The organism is Schinkia azotoformans LMG 9581 (assembly GCF_000307855.1).
Lineage (GTDB): Bacteria > Bacillota > Bacilli > Bacillales > Bacillaceae_J > Schinkia > Schinkia azotoformans.
In genome coordinates this window covers 105,301-127,747 of sequence record NZ_AJLR01000045.1, presented here as the reverse complement: position 1 = coordinate 127,747, position 22,447 = coordinate 105,301, and the positions used below count along the sequence as shown (strand labels likewise).

The window sequence follows — 22,447 nt, the reverse complement described above, 5'->3', positions numbered from 1 at the left end:
GAGGATTTTTTATTTGTCAGGATCAGTGACGCTTTCACTCTTTCTTTCTATATGATAAATATTCTAAAAATCTCTTCGACGCAAGGGAAAGCGATTTTTGCTCTCTCATAGCAATACATATATTTCTATAAGCGGGAACTTCAAGTTCTTTCGCGATAATTTGATAAGGAATACGCTGTAGAATCAATTCCGGTAATATACTGATTCCAAGCCCATTTTCTACCATAGACATAATGGCATAGTCATCCCATGTTGTAAAATGGGCTTTCGGTGAAATATGATGCTTCTCAAAAATTTCAGAGACTTCTGCGTTCGCACCCTTTTCCAGTAGCATTAACGGATTGTTCATTATCTCGTTAATCGGAAACTTATCACAATGTGCAAGCGGATGATCTTGAGGGATCACTACCAGCAAACGGTCTTTCTCCAAAAAGATCGTTTCAAGTTCTGCTTTTACCGGCAGCCGTAAAAATCCAAAGTCAACACGTCCTTCTATAATCCAGTTTTCAATTTCGGTATAATCGCCTAACAGCAGTTCAAAATCAATCTCCGGATAGTCCTTCCTAAAGATCTTAATCATATTGGGGAGCCAATGGGTTGCCACGCTGGAAAATGTTCCAATACGAATTATCCCGGATTGCATATCGTGTAACTCCTCAATTTGCCTTATTAAGATTTCATGCTCATTACAAATTCGCTTTAACTGGGGCAATAATTTTAGTCCATCTGAGGTTAAGCTGATACCGGCACGTCCCCTTTCAAAAAGAAGAACTCCCCATTCCGATTCCAAATCGCTGATCATGCGGCTGATGCCAGACTGTGTATAGTTCAAGCTTTGAGCTGCTTTTGTAAAACTCCCATACTCTACTGCTTTGACAAATGCCAAATATTTATGGATATTCATATCTCTTTTCCTTTCACATCCGATTTTGTCATGATCATCATGAGAAACATTCAATTTTGTAATATTCGGAATCATGATATGCTATTTTTATTCAAAATTCAAGTTTGGAATGTGGAAGGATGGTATTAAAATGAAAAGTGCCTATTTCAAATATATAGCCGCATTGCTCCTGTTTGGTACAAACGGAATTGTTGCCAGTTACATTATATTGAATAGCTATGAAATTGTTTATTTGCGGACTATGATTGGCAGTCTTTTTCTCATTGCAGTATTTGCACTAACAAAGCAAAAAGTCCAGTTTTGGAAAAACAAAGCACACTTTCTGTATTTAGTGATTTCCGGCGTGGCAATGGGCGCAAGCTGGATATTTTTATATGAGGCATATGCACAAATCGGTGTAAGCATTGCAACCCTTGCCTATTATTGCGGTCCCGTGATTGTCATGATCGTTTCTCCCTTTTTATTCAGGGAAAAGCTGACCACCGCTAAACTACTTGGATTTCTTGCTGTTATAATTGGAATGCTTGGTGTAAACGGGCAAGCATTGTCACAGGGAGGATCTTCCTGGGGATTGATTTGCGGAATATTAGGAGCAACCATGTATGCCTTTATGGTCATTTTTAATAAAAAGGCAAAAAGCATAACGGGACTTGAAAATTCCATGTGCCAGTTAATCACGAGCTTTATAACGGTTGCTACATTTATGAGTTTAAAGCAAGGATTTTCAATCGACATTACGCAGGGAAATCTAATCCCTATATTGCTATTAGGCGTTGTAAATACTGGTATCGGTTGTTATTTTTATTTTTCTTCTATTGGTAGTCTACCCGTGCAGACAGTGTCAATCCTTGGATATTTGGAGCCGCTATCGGCATTGGTTTTTTCAGCTGCCCTTTTAGGAGAAAAATTAAGTCTTGTGCAAATAGCCGGGGCTGTCTTGATTTTAGGTGGGGCGGCATTTGGTGAATTGTTTCGGGTGAATAAAAATGAGGTAAGGGGAGAAAAGGGAAACATGGTTTTGTGATGGATAAGCATGGAGATTCTTCTGAAGACCACCCCTTGTTGATTTTTTTACCCCTTTCCTTTACAGAAAGAAGAGCGACAACCAACCACTCTTTCAATATTCAGTTGCACCATTATTTTAACATACCCTATTAATCAATCATCCTAACATTCCCCGACAAATTTCGAGGAGCCACTGTGGCGAAGCTATTACTTTCTTAAAATAATAAAAGTTAATATACCGCAGAACAACAGAACCCAATAGCGCAGTAAACAGAGAATGAAGATCGAAACTCGGCTTTTCGACATTGCGGACAGGGGTGGGTCTCTCCCTTGGCATCGCCGTATTTTTCATTTTGAGGTCACGGATTGTGGGCTCCTCCCTTAGCATGGCCGCATTTTTCGTTTTTGAGGACAGGGAGTGTGGGTTCTGCCCTTAGCGTGGCTGCATTTTTTAGGAACTTAGAAGAAATGGTCTTCATATATGTTCTATGATTCCCGTTTTCCTGATCTTCCTCAACTTTCGCGAATCATACACCCTCTTTGATTTCCATTTTCCCAATAATGATGAAAATTTCTCAAGTTGATGTTAATAAATTACTTGCTGCAGCGGAGAAAGTTGTCCAATTAGCGGGGAAGAACTACAGGTAGCTGAGAAAAACGCTACATTTTCAAGTAAGGTAATCGACGCAATTAAAGAAGGACAGTTAAATAAATTAATGCTTCCTAAAAAATACGGTGGTCCACAAGTGGATCTAAGAACTTTTATTAAAATTATTCGGACTGTTGCGAAACACAATGCTTCCGCAGCCTGGCTAACCTATTTTTATGGACTGCATAATGTCGTACCAGCATTTTTACCGGAAAAAGGTATGGATGAAGTAGTAAATCAAGGTGGAATGATTTGTGATGTCTTCCCTCCTGTTGGGAAAGTTGTAAAAGACGGAGATGGCTATCGTCTAACTGGAACATGGGATTTTGCTAGTGGAATCCTTTATTGCGATTGGCTCGGTCTTGGCCGAATTAACAACAGAACCGCAATCCGCCGAAGAATTAATGGAACGTTATATGAATTTGCTTGAAGATGAAAATGGCAATGACCATCGGGAGGAGTTCTTTGCCCTTAGAGCAAAAATAGGTAAAATGGTTGCTGATATTACTGTAAAAGTCTTATTAACACTTGCCACCCATAAAACCATGCTATATGAGGACTCCATCGATTATTTTGGACAGAAGTTGTTTTTATCTGAATCAACCCTTAAATTGGGCTAAAATGCTAGTTTATTAGAATCACAACTTTTTTTAAAATAGGAGTGATAAAATGTACATTCCGGAAATTGCAAAGCTTGGACATGTCTCATTGGTTACCCCAAACTTACAAAAATCATTATGGTTTTTTCATGAAGTACTTGGATTAGAAATTACAGAACGGTCAAAAGACACCGTGTATTTAAGAGTAAATAATGAATTTGAACACCACAGTCTTGTATTTCTGGCTGGTGACAGAGCCTATATGGATCACGTTGGTTGGCGTGTTAAAAGGCCGGAAGACGTGGAATGAAGATGAATTGCCAATTGGGCTTACATTCTGGGGTTCAACCGATTACGTACCACATCGCGGGGAACATCCAATGAATTTTACTACAGAAGCATAGAATTCTTTAGTAATCATCTTGACAGCGTGGTAATTCGAATTACCACGCTACCTAATGGGGAATCCTAGTAAAACCACCAAGAAATGGTGCATACCTAATTATGGACCTTTTCTAAAGCTAATTTAATTCCAAATCCAATCAGTATTGTCCCTGTGATTCCTTCAATAATATTTTGTGCTTTAGGTTTTTTCATAAAAGCACTAATCTGATTTATTAAATAGATGTAAAGCAAAAACCATAGTGAAGTTTAATAACAAAAATACTTTCTAAAAGCTTGAAACCGAAAATTTCATCCTGTGCCATATCCTAATTTTATTCATCGAAATATTTGCTCATCAGGCTATTGAATAAGGTTTGGCTTTCATTTAATGATTGCTTTACTATTGATTTTTGTTGTTCGATTACAATATCAACAAAAAAAATTAAATATACCTAACGTGACTCAGGTCACTATACCTATATATTAATAGTGGTAATATTGAAAAAAATGCGTCTTTGGGCTAAATATAAAGGAAAAGAGGATCTTACATCATGAAGACTACTAAGATTTTTAGTAAATTCAACACTATAAAAACAAAACTTACTTTAGCATTTGCTTTTATACTGATGATTCCTGCTTTTAGTGTAGGCTCATTGGCTTATGTTACCGCAAAGGATGCCGTTGAGAAGGAAATTATGGCAGGGATAAGTGAAAATATTAATTTATTAAATGTCACGATTGATAACGCAATTAAGCCAAAAATACATGATATTGATACTTTTTACGAAACTATTAAACCTGAGATGTACCAGAATGAAAACAACCTAGAATTACATAGAATATTTACTCAATATGCACTCCTCCATCCAGAAGCGGAGGCTATCTATATAGGTACGAGCGATGGGCAATTTGTTATTGAACCAAAGGTCACTCTTCCCCCTGACTTTGATCCGAGGACAAGAGGTTGGTATCAAGAAGCAATGGCGAAAAAAGGAGAAACTGTCATTTCCCCTCCGTATCTTTCCACTACTGGCAATGTAGTTATAGCGATTTCAAGGGCAACAAAAGATGGTTCAGCTGTACTAGCTCTAGATATAGAAATAGGGGCGATTCAAGATATAGTGAATCAAATAAAGATCGGTAAAGAAGGATATGCCATACTCCTAGATAAAAATAAAATGTTCATTGCCCACCCAACAATAGAAAAGGGGACAGAAGCCAAAGAAGAATTTTATGATGAAATGTATAAACAAGACCAAGGTACATTACGTTATGTCTTAGATGGTGAAGAAAAACTGATGGGATTTGCAACCAATGAGTTAACCCATTGGAAAATAGGTGGAAATATGTATATGTCAGAAGTTGAAGATGCTGCTGCACCCATTTTTCAAAAAACGATGCTAATCATTGGCATCGCGTTCTTAATCGGCGGAGGAATTATTTATTTCATTATAAAATCAATTATTAAACCGATTAGGGAGTTAAAAGATAAAGCGCTAACCTTCCGTAGGGGTGACTTGAGGGAAAGTATTGAAATCACTACTAAAGATGAAATAGGGGATTTGGCCCGTGCATTTAATGATATGTCCCAAAACCTAAGAACAGTTGTCAAACAGATTAATACAAGTGCAGAACAAGTAGCTTCTTCGTCTGAAGAACTTCATGCAACAAGTGAACAAGCTACACGGGCCACCGAACAAATAGCCGCTGCTATCCAAGAGGTTGCCAGTGGAGCTGAAACCCAGGTTTCAAGCTCTGAGCAAAGTGCTGTTGCAATCGAAGAAGTATCGCTTGGAATTCAGAGAATTGCTGAGTCTTCAACAACTGTCAGGGATTCAGCTCAGGAAGCAACATCTTTATCAGAGCAGGGATATCAATTCCTTCAAGAAGCGATTAATCAAATGAAATCCATTGAAAAAGGTACACAAAATACAACAGACGCTATTAAAAAGTTAAATGAAAGTTCAAAAGAGATTAGTAAAATCATAGGTGTTATAACTGATATTGCTGATCAAACAAATTTGCTTTCATTAAATGCAGCTATAGAAGCAGCAAGGGCTGGCGAACACGGAAAAGGCTTTTCTGTTGTCGCCGATGAAGTAAGAAAACTCGCTGAAGAATCCCGAAATTCGGCCAATCAAATTGTTACATTAATTCAAGAGATTCAAAAAGATACAGAAACAGCTACTAACGAGATGGTTCAAAATATTAAAGAGGTAGACACAGGTAAGGCTGTGATCCAAAAAACCGGTGAAGCATTTCAACATGTGTTGAACGCTATACACCATGTAAATACTCAAATTCAAGAGGTATCAGCAACATCGGAACAAATATCAGCAAATTCGGAGGAAGTAACAGCCTCTGTCGAGCAGTTAGCGCAAATCGCCAAAGATGCATCCGACCAATCTCAAAGTGTTGCCGCTTCATCAGAAGAACAATTGGCATCTATGGAGGAAATCAGCGCTTCCAGCGAAGCATTAAGCAAATTAGCTCAAGAATTACAAGAATTAATTGCCAGATTTAAAATTTAAAGCTATCCAAAACGTAAGTGATAATATTGTGAAATGTTACACCTCAGCTTTTTCTGGGTCATGACGCTAGTGTCATGACCCTTTTATTTATTACATAAAATTAATATATCGAAATATCAATCAAAATTATTTTTCGCAATTAGCCACTTCTCTAAATCTCTATCCATAATAAAAACTTCTATTCTTTCTCCAGTTTTGGTACTGATATCGCTATGTGAGGAAAGAACTTTACACCCTGCATGTTCTTCAACAATACGTTCAGTATCCTTGCTATACATTTCTCGAAGAAGTTCCCGCATTTCTTTCACGAGTTTTTTTCCAGTATCGCAACTCACTAAATGCTTTTCTTCTATAGTCAATACTCCTTTGTACCGTGCAATTAACATATCATTAACTATATAAGTTTTTGCTTCCTGTGGCCCCTTACCTATTAACTCACGCTGGAACTTAATTAGTGCTTCACTTATTTCAGCCTCTAGTTTCTTTTTGGGATTTATCATAAAGCCTCCGATGACAAGTTTGGAATATGGAGTTATTCTAATTTCCTTTTTTGGTTAATGTCAATGAAAATAAAAATAAATTTATGAAAACTTAAAATATCTAAAAAAAAGGAGTAACATCGAGAAAAAATAATATTATTTAATGAAATTAGTTAAAAATGAATGGAACAGGTTATTTTTAAACATATTTTAAACCTTACAGTGATTTACAAAGATGCAATTCTTGGATTACAATATTCTCCATGATTCAATAACTTGATAACAGCCTAATCTCATTCGTTGAGAACGGAGGAACCATTATTTTGGGGTTAATTCTGCTTGCAGAAGGGATGATTACTCTTTCGCCATCCTACCCGTCAGCTAACTTCGTCGGCTAATGCGAAGGAGGTCACAAGACCGCCTTAATTCAGGGGGCTTTTTTGTTTTATAGAGCAAAATAGCAGCCTGTGCAGTACGGTCTTTTTATTATGCAAAAAAACGAAAAGGCTATTTGGAAGACAGAATGCAAAGAGGGCTAGATGCTTGCTGGGCATTAAGTAGACCATAAGTTCTTTTCTCCACTTCGTAATGTTTGAATTATGCAAGGTTTTAATAGTGAAATCCTAGATTGATTTGCTATTAGAATCTTAAATGATCCTGCAGTTGTCGTATGGAGAAGAGTAGCTAATGGTCTATTTCTTTTTCAGCAAGAGATAACAACATAGTAATTATATAAAAAAAAATGAAGAAATTAATATTGAAGGTAAATTAAATTCATTATTTAAACAAGGAGAAAACAATGAGAAAAATAAAAGATAATCTAGATCCTCCTAAAATTCTTGTTTTAGGCTTTGCAATTATCATTCTAATCGGCGCAACTTTATTGACTCTTCCCATTGCCACTGAAGACGGGCAAGGTCTTTCGTTTTTAAATGCTTTATTCACTGCAACATCTGCCACATGTGTGACGGGTCTTATTGTAGTTGATACAGGAGATACATTTTCAATGTTTGGCGAGTTGGTTATTTTATCACTCATACAGGTAGGCGGATTAGGCTTTATGACATTTGCAACACTTTTATTTATACTTTTAGGTAAAAAAATCTCTTTCAAAGAAAGGCTGCTGCTGAAGGAGGCTTTCAATAACATTACTTTTGCTGGAATGGTAAGATTGGTCAAAAGAATACTGATTTTCACCGCAATCATTGAATTTGTAGGGGGCAGCATTTTAGCAATCCGCTTTTCGTTTGATATGCCGGCAGCAAAAGCAATTTATTATGGATTTTTTCATGCAATATCCAACTTCAATAATGCAGGTTTTGATTTAATGGGGGAATTTCGTAGTCTAACCCATTATGTAGATGATCCGACTGTAGTTTTAACGGTGTGTTCTCTCATTACTTTAGGTGGATTGGGATTTGTTGTCATGAATGAACTTTTTGAATATCGGCAAACCCGACAATTATCTGTACACACTAAGGCTGTATTAACGACTACTCTTATTTTAACGATTGGAGCAACTGTCTTAATTTTTCTTTTTGAATATGGAAATAACAAAACACTTGGTCCTTTATCTGTTGCTGGTAAAAGTCTTGGAGCGTTGTTTCATGCTGTTACCCCTAGAACAGCTGGTGCCAATACATTGCCAATGGCAGATTTAACCCATTCTACATTATTTTTGACAATCATTTTGATGTACATTGGTGCCGGGTCTGGGTCAACAGCTGGTGGTATTAAAATTACTACCTTTGCTGTTTTAATGGCAACCGTGTGGTCTCAGTTTAAAGGAAAAGAAGACGTTGTTTTATTTAAACGCCGAATTGTTATGGAAACAATTTTAAAAGCCTTTACCGTTGCTACGAGTGGGGCCTTAATTGTAATGATTGTAACAATTTTGCTGAGCATTACCGAAAAGGGGCATGTTTTTCTTATGTATCTATTTGAAGCAGCATCTGCCTTTGGTACAGTAGGTTTATCGATGGGGTTAACGCCGGAATTATCTCCAATCGGGCGTTTGCTCATTATTCTTACAATGTTCACGGGAAGATTAGGCCCTTTGACACTTGCTTATGCGATTACGAAAAGACAAAAACAGGAAGCTTATCATCATCCAAAAGGGAATATCATGATTGGTTAATTAATTATAAGAAGGATGTGAGTTAAAAATGATTAAAAAACAATATGCTGTTATCGGTTTAGGGAGGTTTGGTACAAGTGTAGCTCGAAGACTTCGTGAGGCAGGACATGAGGTACTTGGTATTGATGTAAGTGAAGAAAGAGTGGAAGACGCAGAAAAATACGTTACACATGCAGTTGTCGCAGACACTACAGAAGAAAAAGCACTTACTTCTATTGGAATTCGAAATTTTGATGTTGTAATTGTAGCAATAGGGAATGATATACAGTCGAGTATATTAACCTGCATGTTACTAAAAGATTTGAATGTTGATAAAATAATTGCTAAGGCTCAAGGAAAGCGTCATGGCCATGTATTAGATAAAATCGGTGTTGATTGGCTTGTGTTTCCTGAAAGAGATATGGGAGAGCGTGTTGCCAATCAACTTCTTTCCCCAAATATGTTAAATTATATAGAACTGTCAAAAGAATATAATATAGAAGAAATTATGATCCCTTCAAAAATGGCTGAAAAAAGCCTGCGGCAACTTGAAATTCGAGCAAAATATAATGTAAGTGTCATTGCTATTATTAGTGACGGCGATATCATTGTATCACCTTCGCCAGATCATATAATTCATGAACGTGATTTGTTGGTGGTTATTGGGAATAGACAGGATTTATCTAAATTTTCAAGTATAGAATAAAAAGAGAAGTGCGCTAACACTTCTCTTGCACCCACTTCCGTCAGGGTGGCTGTTGTAAAATGAAAATACAAACCCAGGAAGTAGTTCATATAAATAGAAATGAATCACAGCGGCTGATTGATCATACGATGACTGTAAGACCTCCTATAATCATTCCAGCAAGGGCACCATTTCTTGCGGTTCCTTTCCAAAAGAGAGTTAATAAAATAACCGGACCAAATACCGCTCCGAAGCCTGCCCATGCATAACCTACTAAAGATATAAATTTTATATTGAGTTTTAGGTGGTATGTGTCATTCTTTGATACATTATAGAGGGTGTTGTGCTTTGTTCTCTGTAATTCAAATAAAATTTTACGACAGATATTCTGACATGTTGATATATCAACGTTAGTGATAAAAATAAAATTTTGAAATATTAAACATTAATACTAATATTTATGTTGTAAGATTAAAAGATTAAAAATTTTGGAGGGAAAATCGGATGAAAAAAATCTAGATAAAAATTCACCACCTGTCCCTATCGAACTAGAAAGTTATTACATAAAATGAACTACTGAAAATAAAAGGTGGTGAATTCTTTTGAATATGCAGGATGTTATTTCAATTGGAGCAAATTGTGTCCTACAAATCAGGAATCGCTTTTTTCTTGTGGTTGAAATTGAAGTGGAAGCTGGTAACGTTGCATTTGAGGAGTACGTGTTTATTCGTATTTCACGCGGGGAAGCTATGACGTTGTTAGATGCAGGAGTAGAACGTTGTGAAATTTCAAATCGTGTTCCAATGATGGATAATCTAGAGGTAGAATTTATTTGTGTTTTGATTGTCGGTAGAGACGCGTTTGCCGTGTTTGATGTAGAAGACGACACAGACCATGCCGTTTTTGTCAAAATCTCATTAGTGGAGGCCAACCGTTTAATCCGCAGAGGCGCAAGACGATGCACAGTCATTGATAGATCCCGTGGATAATAAAGAATTTAGTAAGATTTGATTACGTTAGAGGACCATTTACATAAATGGTCCTTATTTACTTATTTAAAAAACTGCTCCATTTAGCACAAAAAAAAGAAAAGCAATACTTCGTTATTGAAGCATCGCTATCTTATTTAATTTTCTATTTAGTACCTGGAGCTGGCTGATCAACTCCTTTAATATGATGTCGATGTCCATCGTCTTCACTTGTATAAAAATCATAATAATGGACGTGCATTCCATTTCCAACCGGGATGGCGGGTCCTGAATAAGCTTTATAATAGTGGGTATGTCCGTTTTCGAAGACAACATATCCCTCAGTATAATGAATGTGGCTACCATCCTGAGTTTGAATTGCAGGAGATGTAACATCTAAACACTGATGAACATGCCCTGCTTCCACCGAAGTATAATCCACTGAACCATGATTATGGTGCGGAACTAAGCCATTAACAAAATCATCTTTTCCTATCTTTGCCATATCCCCACCCCTTCTGCAGATACTTTAAATATCCATTGGTATGGATATTTAAAATTGTTAATCATGTTTTATACTAAAGCTCTCCCTCCCTTACCATCTTTAATACAAATGATATTTATTAAATTATCAAAATATGTCCTTTAAGCAAGTGATTCAATTACGTTTTTACAATGAGCAAAAGTCTATTCCAAATAGACCTCCACGAATAAACTGTTCCTTATTCGGAAAAAACAATCAACACCGCGATGTCCAACTTGTTGGCATACCTACTGAGGAAGCATTAATTATTGCCATTATATTTTTACAGCCTAGAAGTCGTGGATCAATCAAAGTTCAAAATAATGATCCCTTAAATAGACATAAAGTAAAAACCATATAGCAGTCAATACAGTGTAAGTGATACCCAGAAATCAGTAACGATTTCAAAGATTTTAAGGTAGGAGCAAATTTACAGAACCAATAATAAAAGCACAGAATAGCTGCGGCTATGATGTGCTTTAATTCGTGTATAAATATGATTGCCAAACTGCTCTTTGTCCTCAATAATTTACTATTGGTTTTACTCGAAATTATCACATGGCAAATACCAATACATATAAGTTTAATCTTTGGATATATTAACTAATCAAGGTAGTAGGTTTCTGCGAAAGGAGTATATTTTATACCAATTAAAATTCAAAAATTAACAAATATTGCTATGGTCAACACCGCCTTTTTTGGGTTTACAAAATATAAAAAGATTTTTACCTACCTCACTTCTAATAGGTGTTATAGAAGGTGCAAATGCAATAATCGAAAAAAAAAACAAAAATGGTGGATATTCTATAATAAGCCAAACTCATACTTATTTGGAGAATTTCCTTTGAATATCGGTCCTTTTTTTGATTGGCTCAATATGGATTTTAAAATGGACATACGGAAATTTCATACGATTTACTTTACTTAACGCAATTGTAAATGCCTTCTTCGCCTTCCCCTTCTCGGTATTTGCAAAAAAGGTAAGGTACTATTCCTTGGTTCGAATAAATGGTCTTCAATTTTTTCTTTACTTTTTCTCTAAGGCATTCCTATTCTATTGGATACAATTTATTTTGGAAAAGAAAGCCTCTAAATATTGGTTTTCTCGTTTTCTATAAAGCGTAAATTAAAAACAATGATTTATTTTAAAGTTTGATTTGAGGGTTGTTATGAATTACATTTTAGAATCAATAGCAATTTTATTAGCAGGTTTTTGTTTAGTCCGCATTGCGGGTAAAAAAACAGTAGCCGAAATGTCGGGAATAGAAATTATAACACTTTTAGCAATTGCATCGACAATAAGCCATGCTATTTCAGAGAAGGGCTTAATAAAAACAATCGTTGTCTTATGTACTTTTGTAGCATTTCTCATACTTATCCAATTTTTAACAGTAAAATTTACAATTATGAAAAAAATATTTATTGGGAAGGAAACACCAGTTATTCAAAATGGAAAAATCATTTCCAATAATCTTAAAAAATTACGTCTAACAGTTGATCAGTTAGAAGCAAGATTGCGTGAAAACGGAATTACTTCTATCAGCGATGTTAAAGATGCTTCTTTTGAGGTTACCGGTCAGCTAGGATATGAGCTAATGCAGCATGCTAAGCCTGTAACAATCGGTGATTTAGAAAAAATTCTGGATGAGAAAATACAAAAAATACTCCAACAAGTAACAGTGAACGAAAGTAAACAGTCGCCTAAATGATGATGACGTTGAATTATTTTTCTTGCCTTAGTAATTGAATTAATAAAACGGACCTACCGTTATATCGGTAAGTCCGTATAGTAATGTGACGTAAACTATATCCTTTCCATTAAATAAGCATAAACTTTCCACACTAAGAGCCACATGGCTTCAAGATACTTTTCAACCTCCTTTTCATGAAATCGAGTAAATCATCTACATTTAATTATTTATAGGTAAGCTTATACTTTATTTTTTTGTTTTAGGAATTTTTATGGTTTATTTCAAAAATGATAGCAGGAAGTCGCAAGTAAAAGGATACTTGCGATTTTTTCGTACTTAATGTTTTAAGGTTAATGTAAGGTTTGCATTAAAATAGTGTAAGGTTGGGTCGCTATACTAATTTTATAATAGAAACTACTTATTAAAGGGAGTAATTATAGTATGAATCCATCCATTACACAAAAGGAAAGAATCATTTCCTTAGATATTATCCGTGGTATTGCCTTGTTTGGGATCTTGTTAATTAATGTAGGGGCCTTTAAAATCCTTACTGATGACGTGGTGATTCCAGATTATAACGGTATAAACGAAATCGTTGCCATATTAATCGATATTCTTGTAGAGAAAAAATTCTTTTCCATTTTTTCTTTTCTATTTGGTGCAGGGTTTTATATTTTTGCCTCGCGTGCTGAAAGCCGTGGTGATAGGCCACGTTGGCGTTTTTCCAGACGTTTATTAGCTCTGTTGTTAATCGGTATTATTCATTTTTTGTTTTTTTGGGGTTCCATTCTAGCAGTATATGCCGTTATTGGCTTCCTTCTGATTCCTTTTTATCGGGCAAAGGTGTCAACGATTAGCAAGTGGCTTGGCGGATTGATTGCGGTCCATATCATATCGCTATTATTGGTAATCTTTGCTCCAAATATGGGGATGTTCTCAAAGGTTTTTACCTTTCTTGGGAATGATAGCATTACGATTTTCATCATGTTTTTATCTGGATTTTTAGCAGCTAAAGCGAATTGGATTCGAAAAATAAGTGATTTGTCCACTCAAATAAGGTTGCTCCAAATTGTTACATTTCCATTGTTTATCGGTTTTTCTATTTGGATCTGGTTCGCATCACAAGGTCATAATCAACATATTCAAGAAATCATTGCTTTAGGTACAATACCGACAACCTATTTGTACTTATCGAGTCTATTTGTAATCTTAGAAAACAAACGCATCGCCAAACTTCTGCAGCCGATTGCCCAGGTTGGGCAAATGGCGTTTACAAATTATTGGGCACAGAGCTTTATCGGGCTGGCCATCATTTCAATCATGGATTTAGAAGTTGTTTCGCCGATCAACATTGTCATCATTTCAATCATCATTTTTGCAATTCAAATCATTTATAGCGTCATCTGGTTTAAATTCTTTAAGATGGGGCCATTAGAAAAAGTATGGCGATTTATGACATATGGCAGGAATGGAGCATCCATTAGGAAGTAATTACGATTGAATGTCTTGTATACAATTAAACAATAATAAGGCAGACAAGATGCGTAATTTAGCGCATTTCGTCTGCTTTTTAAATTGATTCAAATTATGAGAGAGCAAAAAGAGGTGTATGTATGTCTGTATATATCCTACCAATAAAGGTCGCATTCATTATGTTTGGTGTATTGGGTTTTCTGCTTGTCATCCCTTGGTTGGTATATAGCTATAGAAAGTATGGATTTTTTAGCCTTTGGGCTTCCATTGTTGCTTACTCGTTTATTTTCTATATGTTATCAGCTCTATTTCTAGTTCTTTTGCCGCTTCCGTCAACTAGAAATACTTGCGCTTTTCAATCACCAAATACCGTTTATTATTCATTAAAGCCATTCACCTTTATTCGAGATATTTTTAAAGAGACCCCCATTATTTGGTCACAACCGAGATCGTATATTCAGATATTCAATCAAAGTGCCTTTTGGCAGGCGGCATTTAATTTTCTGTTATTACTTCCCTTTGGAGTATATTTAAGATACTTTTTCAAAGAAAAACGATATTGGAAAAGGGCATTCGCTTTAGGATTTGTCCTGTCTCTCTTTTACGAAGTAACGCAGGTTACGGGAATATACGGAATTTATAAATGCCCCTATCGTTTATTTGATGTTGACGATCTAATGTTAAATAGTACAGGTGCACTCTTTGGTTTCCTTATGGCTCCAGTCATACTGGCTTTATTTCCTTCTAGGGAAAAACTATTGGTGAAAGCGGAAAAAATGCAGAAGAGCCATCTAGTATCGCCGTTGTCACAATTACTTGCTGTACTTTTAGATTATATTTTCATTAAATTAACATTTTCTTTCACATTCGGACTACTAACATCCAGTGGATTCGCCGAAATGATGTATATAACAGCGGGCTTTATGGTTGTGTACTTTGTCATACCTCTTCTATGGGGTGGAAAAACAATCGGAACAAGTATAATGCGATTTAAACTTTCGAATTTGAAGGGAAATGCCCCTTCATGGCAGGCCTTGCTAAAAAGAACCGTTGCCTTATATTTACCTTGGCTTTTATCTACGTTATTTAACATTCTCGATCACATGAAATTAGAAATGGAATCTCACTTTTACGTTATCCATGTGTGGGTAACGATGGCTATCTTCACATTTATTAGCATCATGTGGCTGACTTTATCCATTCATGCCGTATTCGTTATGTTAAAAAAAGGAAAGCGCACCTTCTACTTTGACCATGTTGCAGAGATTGTCCCAAGAAAAAAGGAAGCAAATTCTTAAAACAGGATTTGCTTCCTTTTTTAAGGTTTATGTAAGGTTTAGATTAAAACGATGTAAGGTTCAGTCAGTATAATCTGATTTGTAGTCATTCAAGGAGGACTTTTTAATGAAAACAATCTTACATGCGAAAAATATTCAAAAAGTTTATGGTACAAAAGGAAATCAATATAAAGCCTTAGAAGATATTGACTTGGAAATTAAGGAAGGTGAATTTATCGGAATCATGGGGCCTTCGGGTGCTGGTAAATCCACATTACTCAATATATTATCTACCATTGATACGCCAACTTCGGGAGAAATTATTATTGCCGAGCAAAATATTGTCACAATGAAAGAAGAGCAATTATCAGACTTCCGCCGCAATAAACTCGGCTTTATTTTTCAAGATTATAACCTGCTTGATACCTTAACAGCAAGGGAAAACATATTGCTGCCGCTGGCATTATCAAAAGTGCCTGCGAAGGAAATAGAAAACCGTGTCGAGAAAATTGCAGATACGTTTGGAATTCGGGACATACTTGATAAATATCCCTATCATATTTCCGGGGGCCAGAAGCAAAGAACAGCTGCTTCCCGTGCGATGGTAACAAATCCAAGCTTAATTTTGGCAGACGAGCCGACAGGTGCATTGGATTCAAAATCTGCTACTGACTTACTAGAAAGCTTAACAGCATTAAATGAGCAGAATCAATCAACCATCATGATGGTCACGCATGATGCTTTTGCGGCAAGCTTCTGTAAACGGATTTTATTTATTAAAGATGGCAGGATCTGCGCCGAAATTCATAAGATGCAGCAAACCCGTCAAGAATTCTTTCAAAAAATATTAGATGTCCTTGCTTCACTTGGGGGTGGACACTAAATGACATTATTCAGCATTGCCAGAAAAAATATTTGGAAGAATTTTACGAACTATTGCTTATATATTGGTTCGATGATTTTTAGTATTGTCATTTACTTTACCTTTGTTTCTTTAAAATACGAGCAAACAATTCAGGAAACAACAGATTCATCCACAAAAATCAGTTCTGTCTTTAATGGTGCATCAGTTGTGTTAATGATTTTTGTAGCTGTGTTTATCTGGTATTCCAATTCGTTTTTTACAAAGAAACGCAAAAAAGAAGTCGGACTGTATTCTTTGCTGGGTGTTCGCAAAAAGCAAATTGGCCGGATGTTATTTTATGAAAATTTTATCATGGGGATTATCGCCTTATTAATTGGGATTATCCTTGGTTCAATATTGTCAAAGTTTTTTGTAACCATGTTGATGAAGGTCATGGGCTATGATGCGATTGGAAATTTTGTTATATCCCCTCAAGCAATCATAAATACTATTATCGTATTCACTCTGATTACGGCGATTACTTCGATTCACGGATATCGCTTAATTTACCGTTTTAAATTAATTGAGTTATTCAAAGCAGAGCAGGAAGGGGAACAAGAACCAAAAGCATCTGTCATCGTCGCGATCATCTCTGTTCTCTTAATTGGAATTGGCTACTGGCTGGCACTGCAGAATTTATTGGAGTCAGATGTATGGAGAAAAATAGGCTTCACGCTAACTCCACTTGTTATCTTAGTCACTGTAATCCTAGGTACGTATTTGTTATTCAATACACTAACGGTTTATCTTTTAAAGCTTTTACGGAACAATAAACGTCATTTTTGGAATGGAATCAATTTAATCAGTACATCCCAGCTTCTCTATCGAATAAAGGGAAATGCACGTACGTTAACGATTATTGCTGTTCTAAGTGCAACTACCTTAACGGCGGTTGGAGCGGTCTATAGTTTCTACTATAACAATAGACATAATGCAGAAATGGCAAATCCTAACAGCATGATGTATATTGCAAAGGATAAAAAGGGATCCAATCAGATATATGAACGAATTTCACAGGACAAAGATCATGAGATTATCTATCACGAGGCCGTCCCAACAATGCTGTTGAATGTTGATATAACAAATCTTCATAGTAAAAATTCGGCGGATGAAGTGGAATATACGATTATCGACAATAAAACCTATAACCAATTAGCGAAATGGCAAAAAAGGGATGACTCCCTGTCACTAAAAGGTAACGAGGCAGCTGCCTTAGATACCGGCTACTTTGAAGGTTTATCACCAAAGTATATAGGATCTACTATCTCGTTAAAAGTGAATGATCTCAGTGAGGATATTACTTTTACGAAATGGAAGAAATTTAATGTCCTCAATCTTCGCACAGCGGGAATAACCGTTGTTGTGAGTGATGAGTTGTTTTCTAAACTAGCAAGTGAAACAAACCTTGTAAACATGGAAGTTTACAAACTGACGAATGAAGAGGATACCAAAATATTATCGAAACAGATTCAATCGATGTTACAAGAGGATGCTGGCTTCTCAAGCTTTTATTCCGATTATTCTCAAGGAATGGAGTCATCAGGTTTACTTATTTTTATGGGCGGCTTTTTAGGACTAGTATTCCTAGCTGCAACAGGAAGCATTATTTACTTTAAACAGCTGACGGAAACTAGCCTAGATAAAGAGCGTTATGTGATTTTACACAAAATTGGTGTGAATAAAAATGAAGTAAAAAAATCCATTGCGAAGCAAATCTTATTTATCTTTGCCTTGCCATTACTAGCAGGTATTGCTCACTCTATCGTAGCTTTAACTGCGTTATCAAATTTATTGCAAACAAACTTGGTCATACCAGTATTCATCTGTATTGGTGTTTATGCTTGTATGTACATCGCCTATTATTTCTTAACCGTAAGAACCTACTACAAAATTGTCATGAAATAGAATAGAAATGGGGAATAAAAATGAAAAAACTACTCATCACTTGCGTAACCATCGTCATTATATTTGTTGGCGCACTAGTCATTTTTCAAAAGGTAAACTTTAATCGGGTAGGAGCCGATGAATATTATACTCAGATTAACGGAAAAGGAAAAGTAATCGAAGATAAAATTAACAACGGCGAAAAAATAATAAGCTATGAATATGAGCTGCCGGCTTTTGATGAGAATGGCCGACAAAAGACAATGACATTTACGGCTCAAAAACAGCTTAGGGAAAATGCTTATTTACTCTTATTTGTAAAGGATAATAAAGGTGTGACATCCTATCAGGAAGTAAAGAAGGATGAGCTTCCTAAAAAGGTAAGTGAAAAGTTAATAAACTAATGTTGTGGGAATCCTTTTAAAAAGGGATTCCTTTTTACTATAATAATATAGAAAACAAGGAGGTAGTAAGCTTGTCTATAAATAAAAAGGTTCTAATCATTGATGATGAAGAAGATATTTTACGGCTGCTCAAAACAGTTTTAATAAAGGAAGGAATAGAGCAGGTCATCACGGCAGCTACTGCTGAAGATGGGTTTATACAATTCCAAAACACTCATCCGGATCTTGTCTTGTTAGATATTATGCTGCCGGATGGAGAAGGCTATGATGTCTGTAAACAAATACGAAATCTATCAAGGATACCGATCTTATTTTTGTCTGCGAAAGCGGAGGAAAGCGATAAAATAGTAGGTTTTGCCATTGGCGGCGATGATTATATTACGAAGCCATTTAGTCCGAAAGAAGTCGCCTATCGGGTGAAGGCTCATTTGCGCCGAGTAGACTACATGCTTCAGACTGAACCTGAGAAAGAGACAAAAATAAAGGCAGGTCCCTTTGAATTAAATGAAGAAAAGGCACAACTGTCAAAGAACGGACAAGTGATTGACTTAAAGCCAAAAGAACTGGGATTAATAAAGGTTTTCCTCCAAAATAAAAATAAGGTGATCAGTAAGGAACAGCTTTACGATACAGTCTGGGGTGAGGAATTCTTCGGGATGGATAACACGGTCATGGTTCATATCCGCAGACTGCGGGAAAAAATCGAAGAGCAGCCTTCTCATCCTCAATATTTGATGACAGTTAAAGGGTTAGGTTATAAGCTGGCCATAGAGGACCTATAAGTATGAAATGGAAGTTGACGGGAAGATATTTACTATCTGTTGTATTGGTTGTCATTCTAGTTATTTTCATGAATCTTTTTCTTGGTATAGCTCTGCTGGTAGCACAATCTACTTTTGATAGCCCGCTATTTCAGGAAAGGGAAACATCTCCGGAACAATTCACGAGAAGGTTCCAAAAAGAAATTATTATAAATAAACATGGTGTAACAATTACCGAAAAAGGACAAAAAGAGTTAGTGAAAAAGAAGGCTTGGATCCAAATTTTAGATGAAAATGGAAAAGAGATTTACAGCTTTGAAGTGCCTGCGACCATTAAGAAAAAATACACGCCATCAGAAATGATTCAAATGTATAAGTACAAAGAAGTCGGTGTAAATACGGTTGTTTATATTGGAGAAAAGAAAAAAAATGGTCTTCAGTTGAGCTATTTGATTGGGATTGAAAATCGCGATTTAAATCGATATATTATTTCCTACAATAATCGAGATATTTTGATCGCAACTAAAATAGGAATGGCTATTTTACTAATAGATATCTTAATAGCGTTATTGATTGGATACCTTTTTAGTAAAAGGCTCACACAGCCATTAAATAAGCTGATTGAAGACATAAAAAAATTAGCCAATCATGAATTCGAACATCATACTGAATCAAGAGGTTTATATAAAAATGTATTCGATCATTTAAATCATTTATCTGACCAATTAAAAGTCGGTGAAAGAGAAAGAAAAAAGCTGGACGCGATGAGGGAGGAATGGATTGCTAACATTTCCCACGATATTAAAACCCCGCTATCCTCGATTCAGGGCTATGCGGAAATGATCAAGGATCCGGATTACGACTTTACCTTGGACGAAATGAGGGAATACGCAGGAATTATCGAAGTGAAGTCACTTTATATCAAGGAAGTAATGGAAGATTTAAATTTAACAACCAGATTAAAGAATAAAGAACTATCGTTAAATAAAAAAGCAGTAAACATTGTTGCTTTTTTGCGCAAGATAGTGATTGATCTATTGAATGATCCGAAATATGCAGACCGCGATATCCAGTTCCATGTAAATCAAGAGACCATAATGGTAGAAATAGATGAAATTCTTTTTCGCAGAGCAATCAACAATTTAATTTATAATGCCATCGTCCATAATGAGCATAATGTGAAAATCATCGTGAGCGTTGAAAAGGACGAATATACAAATATTATGATAAAAGATAATGGAAAGGGAATAAAGAAGGAAGAACTTGACCGGATTTTTGACCGTTACTATCGTGGAACCAACACTGGAGCAGCACATAGAGGATCCGGACTGGGCATGGCCATAGCCAATGACATTATTAAAGTCCACGATGGAAGAATTCTCATTCATAGTGAGGTTGGCTATGGAACAACGATTGACATTCAAATTTGAACGAGGGTGCTTCTTTATACTTAACTAACTCATATGGGAAAAGCCATTCACAAAAGATGAATGGCTTTTTGTATTGGTTAATTAAATAGAACTAATAAAAGGGTTAAAAGGATAGAAACTCCTAAAATGGCCCCCCTACAACGGTATGACGTTTACGTTGCATCACAATGATGGCAATATATTCTCGAATCATTGCATTTGGCCAGTTCATTATAAATGATAGTGGTATCAGTTTATAAAGCCTTTTTTATTTTGCCTATTTTTATTAGTTTACTATCAAAAAAAATATAGTTTTGCTGTTCTTTTGAACACAGCTTTAGGCTTATTTTTATTTTTCTAGAAATCAAGCATAAAATTTCCTAAAAAAATAAAGCATAAAGTTTCCAAACGGAAATTTTATGCTTTATGTCACAGTAATATGTTTAACCACCAAAGGTATGTATTTGGTGGAGACGGTGGGACGTGCTTTTCCATGCTTTCGTCATGGCACTGACTATATCTTGAACCTGAAATTTTACTCAGGCCCCTCGGCGTATTATGCGAAACTTAGATTTACCTGAACTGTCCTCAGGCAGGGTTTCACATCCTAGTACTACCAATGAAATTGGCAGCCTATAAGTCGATACACAGCTGTTGGATTGCTCCACATACTGCTCGGGATTGCCTTATTGCCTTTTGGCAACTTAGATTTCCCCGATCAAGCCGAATTTTCACTTATGTGTTACCACATAAGGCGACTAATTACTAATCGAACCCACGTCCAAAAGCATCGTGACTTAAGCTTCTACGAGTGTAGTCGATATATTGGCGCTTCGCAAACTGTTCAGCCTATCGACAGGCTTCTCAGCAGCTAGTCTGGTTGTTCTCTTCCTTCGTCCTCAGACGGCGAACTCCGGCGTAGCCCACTAAGAGTGAGTCCCTGACCCTACCACATGGGCGATGGAGGGAGGAACCGCATTAGACAGTTATTAAGCTGCTAAAGCGAAGTTATTGTTTGTTTTGCCAGTTATAGGCTTTGACGTTTTAACGAGGCCGATCCCCTCGACTCGCAACTCAAGCTCGAACTACCCCTGTCGAATCCGTAGCGTCCCCATATATAATATAAGATATATAAGGTGTACTGGATAGTATAGCTTAAATGCTTGCTGCATATTAAGTTGTGTTTGTGAAACTACCTTACGTTATTTATTATAGCACAAACATGAACCGAATCAACTGTAAATAACAGTTAAATGGCATAATATTTTACACATGTATATTGTGCGCCGCAAAACGATTGCTACATCTTTTGTCGTTCTCTGAAAGCCCGCTCAATATCACGCTTAGCTTCTTTTTGTTTTAAATCCTCACGCTTATCGTAATTCTTTTTACCTTTCGCTAATCCAATTAATACTTTGGCATATCCATTTTTCAAATATATCTTTAATGGGACTAGGGAATAGCCTTGTTCTTTTGTAATACCAAGGAGCTTTACAATCTCTTTTTTATGTAACAATAGCTTTCTAGTTCGTAATGGATCGTGATTATAGCGGTTCCCTTGTTCATATGGACTTATATGCATGTTATGTAAAAAAAGTTCGCCTTTTTCAACCTTAGCATAAGAATCCTTTAAATTGACACGCCCCGCACGGATTGATTTAATTTCAGTACCTTGAAGCACGATTCCCGCTTCATATGTATCTTCAATAAAATAATCATGGTAAGCCTTTTTATTTTGTGCAATCACCTTGCCTGCACCTTTTGGCATAAAATCTCCCCTCCTACATCCAACAAGATATAA

Annotated in this window: 20 protein-coding genes, 1 other RNA gene, 3 pseudogenes and 1 riboswitch; of the genes and pseudogenes, 16 read left to right on the top strand and 8 right to left on the bottom strand. The window is 36.1% G+C overall.

The features are described from left to right. Positions 1-34: 34 nt before the first annotated feature. Positions 35-904 carry a LysR family transcriptional regulator gene (locus tag BAZO_RS07685; RefSeq protein WP_039957171.1) on the bottom strand — a complete coding sequence of 290 codons (870 nt, stop codon included), beginning with the start codon at positions 902-904 and terminating at the stop codon, positions 35-37. Positions 905-1,034: 130 nt separating this feature from the next. Here BAZO_RS07685 and BAZO_RS07680 point away from each other — a divergent pair, with 130 nt between their 5' ends. The 4 genes from BAZO_RS07680 to BAZO_RS07660 all read left to right on the top strand — a co-directional run bounded on the left by BAZO_RS07680 (position 1,035) and on the right by BAZO_RS07660 (position 3,467). Next, positions 1,035-1,928, top strand: a complete 894-nt coding sequence (locus tag BAZO_RS07680) for a DMT family transporter (RefSeq protein ID WP_003330818.1) — start codon at positions 1,035-1,037, stop codon at positions 1,926-1,928. A 727-nt stretch (positions 1,929-2,655) separates the two neighbouring features. Then, positions 2,656-2,988, top strand: coding sequence for an acyl-CoA dehydrogenase family protein (locus BAZO_RS22970; protein WP_039957167.1), 333 nt, complete (start codon positions 2,656-2,658; stop codon positions 2,986-2,988). Continuing rightward, positions 2,975-3,178, top strand: coding sequence for a hypothetical protein (locus BAZO_RS22965; protein ID WP_003330815.1), 204 nt, complete (start codon positions 2,975-2,977; stop codon positions 3,176-3,178). The genes BAZO_RS22970 and BAZO_RS22965 overlap by 14 nt, the downstream gene beginning before the upstream one ends. Positions 3,179-3,227: 49 nt before the next feature. After that, complete coding sequence (locus BAZO_RS07660) at positions 3,228-3,467, top strand: VOC family protein (RefSeq protein ID WP_003330814.1); 240 nt, start codon at positions 3,228-3,230, stop codon at positions 3,465-3,467. A gap of 188 nt (positions 3,468-3,655) precedes the next feature. On the opposite strand, the pseudogene BAZO_RS21635 reads toward BAZO_RS07660, so the two are convergent. Beyond that, positions 3,656-3,808: pseudogene (locus BAZO_RS21635) on the bottom strand (LysE family transporter); the annotation flags it as partial. A gap of 284 nt (positions 3,809-4,092) precedes the next feature. On the opposite strand from BAZO_RS21635, the gene BAZO_RS07655 reads away from it, so the two are divergent. Beyond that, positions 4,093-6,072 (top strand): methyl-accepting chemotaxis protein, encoded by a 1,980-nt coding sequence (locus BAZO_RS07655; protein WP_003330811.1) that lies wholly within the window; start codon positions 4,093-4,095, stop codon positions 6,070-6,072. A gap of 116 nt (positions 6,073-6,188) precedes the next feature. Here the strand turns inward: BAZO_RS07655 and BAZO_RS07650 are convergent, their stop codons facing one another. Next, a complete protein-coding gene (locus BAZO_RS07650) occupies positions 6,189-6,572 on the bottom strand; it encodes a Na-translocating system protein MpsC family protein (RefSeq protein ID WP_003330810.1) in 384 nt (127 codons plus the stop codon). A gap of 253 nt (positions 6,573-6,825) precedes the next feature. Beyond that, a riboswitch (cyclic di-AMP (ydaO/yuaA leader) is annotated at positions 6,826-6,962 on the top strand. A gap of 388 nt (positions 6,963-7,350) precedes the next feature. Between BAZO_RS07650 and BAZO_RS07645 the strand changes: the two genes are divergently transcribed. Together BAZO_RS07645 and BAZO_RS07640 are read left to right on the top strand one after the other, a co-directional pair. After that, entirely contained in the window at positions 7,351-8,688 is a 1,338-nt protein-coding gene (locus BAZO_RS07645; RefSeq protein ID WP_003330809.1) for a TrkH family potassium uptake protein, read from the top strand. Positions 8,689-8,716: 28 nt separating this feature from the next. Then, complete coding sequence (locus tag BAZO_RS07640; protein WP_003330808.1) at positions 8,717-9,373, top strand: potassium channel family protein; 657 nt, start codon at positions 8,717-8,719, stop codon at positions 9,371-9,373. Positions 9,374-9,497: 124 nt separating this feature from the next. On the opposite strand, the pseudogene BAZO_RS23390 reads toward BAZO_RS07640, so the two are convergent. Next, positions 9,498-9,635, bottom strand: a pseudogene (locus BAZO_RS23390) (sodium:solute symporter family transporter); the annotation flags it as partial. Positions 9,636-9,960: 325 nt separating this feature from the next. Here BAZO_RS23390 and BAZO_RS07630 point away from each other — a divergent pair. Next, entirely contained in the window at positions 9,961-10,341 is a 381-nt protein-coding gene (locus BAZO_RS07630) for a hypothetical protein (RefSeq protein WP_157382097.1), read from the top strand. A gap of 145 nt (positions 10,342-10,486) precedes the next feature. Here BAZO_RS07630 and BAZO_RS07625 read toward each other — a convergent pair whose 3' ends face one another. Then, a complete protein-coding gene (locus BAZO_RS07625; RefSeq protein ID WP_003330805.1) occupies positions 10,487-10,825 on the bottom strand; it encodes a YmaF family protein in 339 nt (112 codons plus the stop codon). Between the two features lie 1,187 nt (positions 10,826-12,012). Here BAZO_RS07625 and BAZO_RS07620 point away from each other — a divergent pair. From BAZO_RS07620 to BAZO_RS07585, 8 genes are all read left to right on the top strand, one after another. Then, a complete protein-coding gene (locus BAZO_RS07620; RefSeq protein ID WP_003330804.1) occupies positions 12,013-12,552 on the top strand; it encodes a DUF421 domain-containing protein in 540 nt (179 codons plus the stop codon). A gap of 423 nt (positions 12,553-12,975) precedes the next feature. After that, positions 12,976-14,025, top strand: a complete 1,050-nt coding sequence (locus BAZO_RS07615) for a DUF418 domain-containing protein (RefSeq protein ID WP_003330803.1) — start codon at positions 12,976-12,978, stop codon at positions 14,023-14,025. A 122-nt stretch (positions 14,026-14,147) separates the two neighbouring features. Continuing rightward, a complete protein-coding gene (locus BAZO_RS07610) occupies positions 14,148-15,305 on the top strand; it encodes a VanZ family protein (protein ID WP_003330801.1) in 1,158 nt (385 codons plus the stop codon). A 106-nt stretch (positions 15,306-15,411) separates the two neighbouring features. Next, the gene (locus BAZO_RS07605; RefSeq protein ID WP_003330800.1) at positions 15,412-16,167 is read left to right on the top strand and encodes an ABC transporter ATP-binding protein; all 756 of its coding nucleotides are present in this window, start codon (positions 15,412-15,414) and stop codon (positions 16,165-16,167) included. Further along, on the top strand, positions 16,168-18,093 hold the full coding sequence (locus BAZO_RS07600) for an ABC transporter permease (protein ID WP_003330799.1): 1,926 nt from the start codon (positions 16,168-16,170) through the stop codon (positions 18,091-18,093). 20 nt (positions 18,094-18,113) lie between these two features. Beyond that, positions 18,114-18,476 carry a YxeA family protein gene (locus tag BAZO_RS07595; RefSeq protein ID WP_003330798.1) on the top strand — a complete coding sequence of 121 codons (363 nt, stop codon included), beginning with the start codon at positions 18,114-18,116 and terminating at the stop codon, positions 18,474-18,476. Positions 18,477-18,547: 71 nt separating this feature from the next. Beyond that, positions 18,548-19,258 (top strand): response regulator transcription factor, encoded by a 711-nt coding sequence (locus BAZO_RS07590; RefSeq protein WP_003330797.1) that lies wholly within the window; start codon positions 18,548-18,550, stop codon positions 19,256-19,258. Between the two features lie 2 nt (positions 19,259-19,260). After that, the gene (locus tag BAZO_RS07585) at positions 19,261-20,667 is read left to right on the top strand and encodes a sensor histidine kinase (protein ID WP_003330796.1); all 1,407 of its coding nucleotides are present in this window, start codon (positions 19,261-19,263) and stop codon (positions 20,665-20,667) included. Between the two features lie 77 nt (positions 20,668-20,744). Here BAZO_RS07585 and BAZO_RS22955 read toward each other — a convergent pair. From BAZO_RS22955 to smpB, 3 genes and pseudogenes are all read right to left on the bottom strand, one after another. Continuing rightward, a pseudogene (locus BAZO_RS22955) lies at positions 20,745-20,872 on the bottom strand (YdcF family protein); the annotation flags it as partial. A gap of 540 nt (positions 20,873-21,412) precedes the next feature. Further along, positions 21,413-21,751: a transfer-messenger RNA gene (gene ssrA / locus BAZO_RS21620) on the bottom strand. 195 nt (positions 21,752-21,946) lie between these two features. After that, a complete protein-coding gene (smpB, locus tag BAZO_RS07580) occupies positions 21,947-22,414 on the bottom strand; it encodes an SsrA-binding protein SmpB (protein WP_003330795.1) in 468 nt (155 codons plus the stop codon). Positions 22,415-22,447 lie beyond the last annotated feature (33 nt).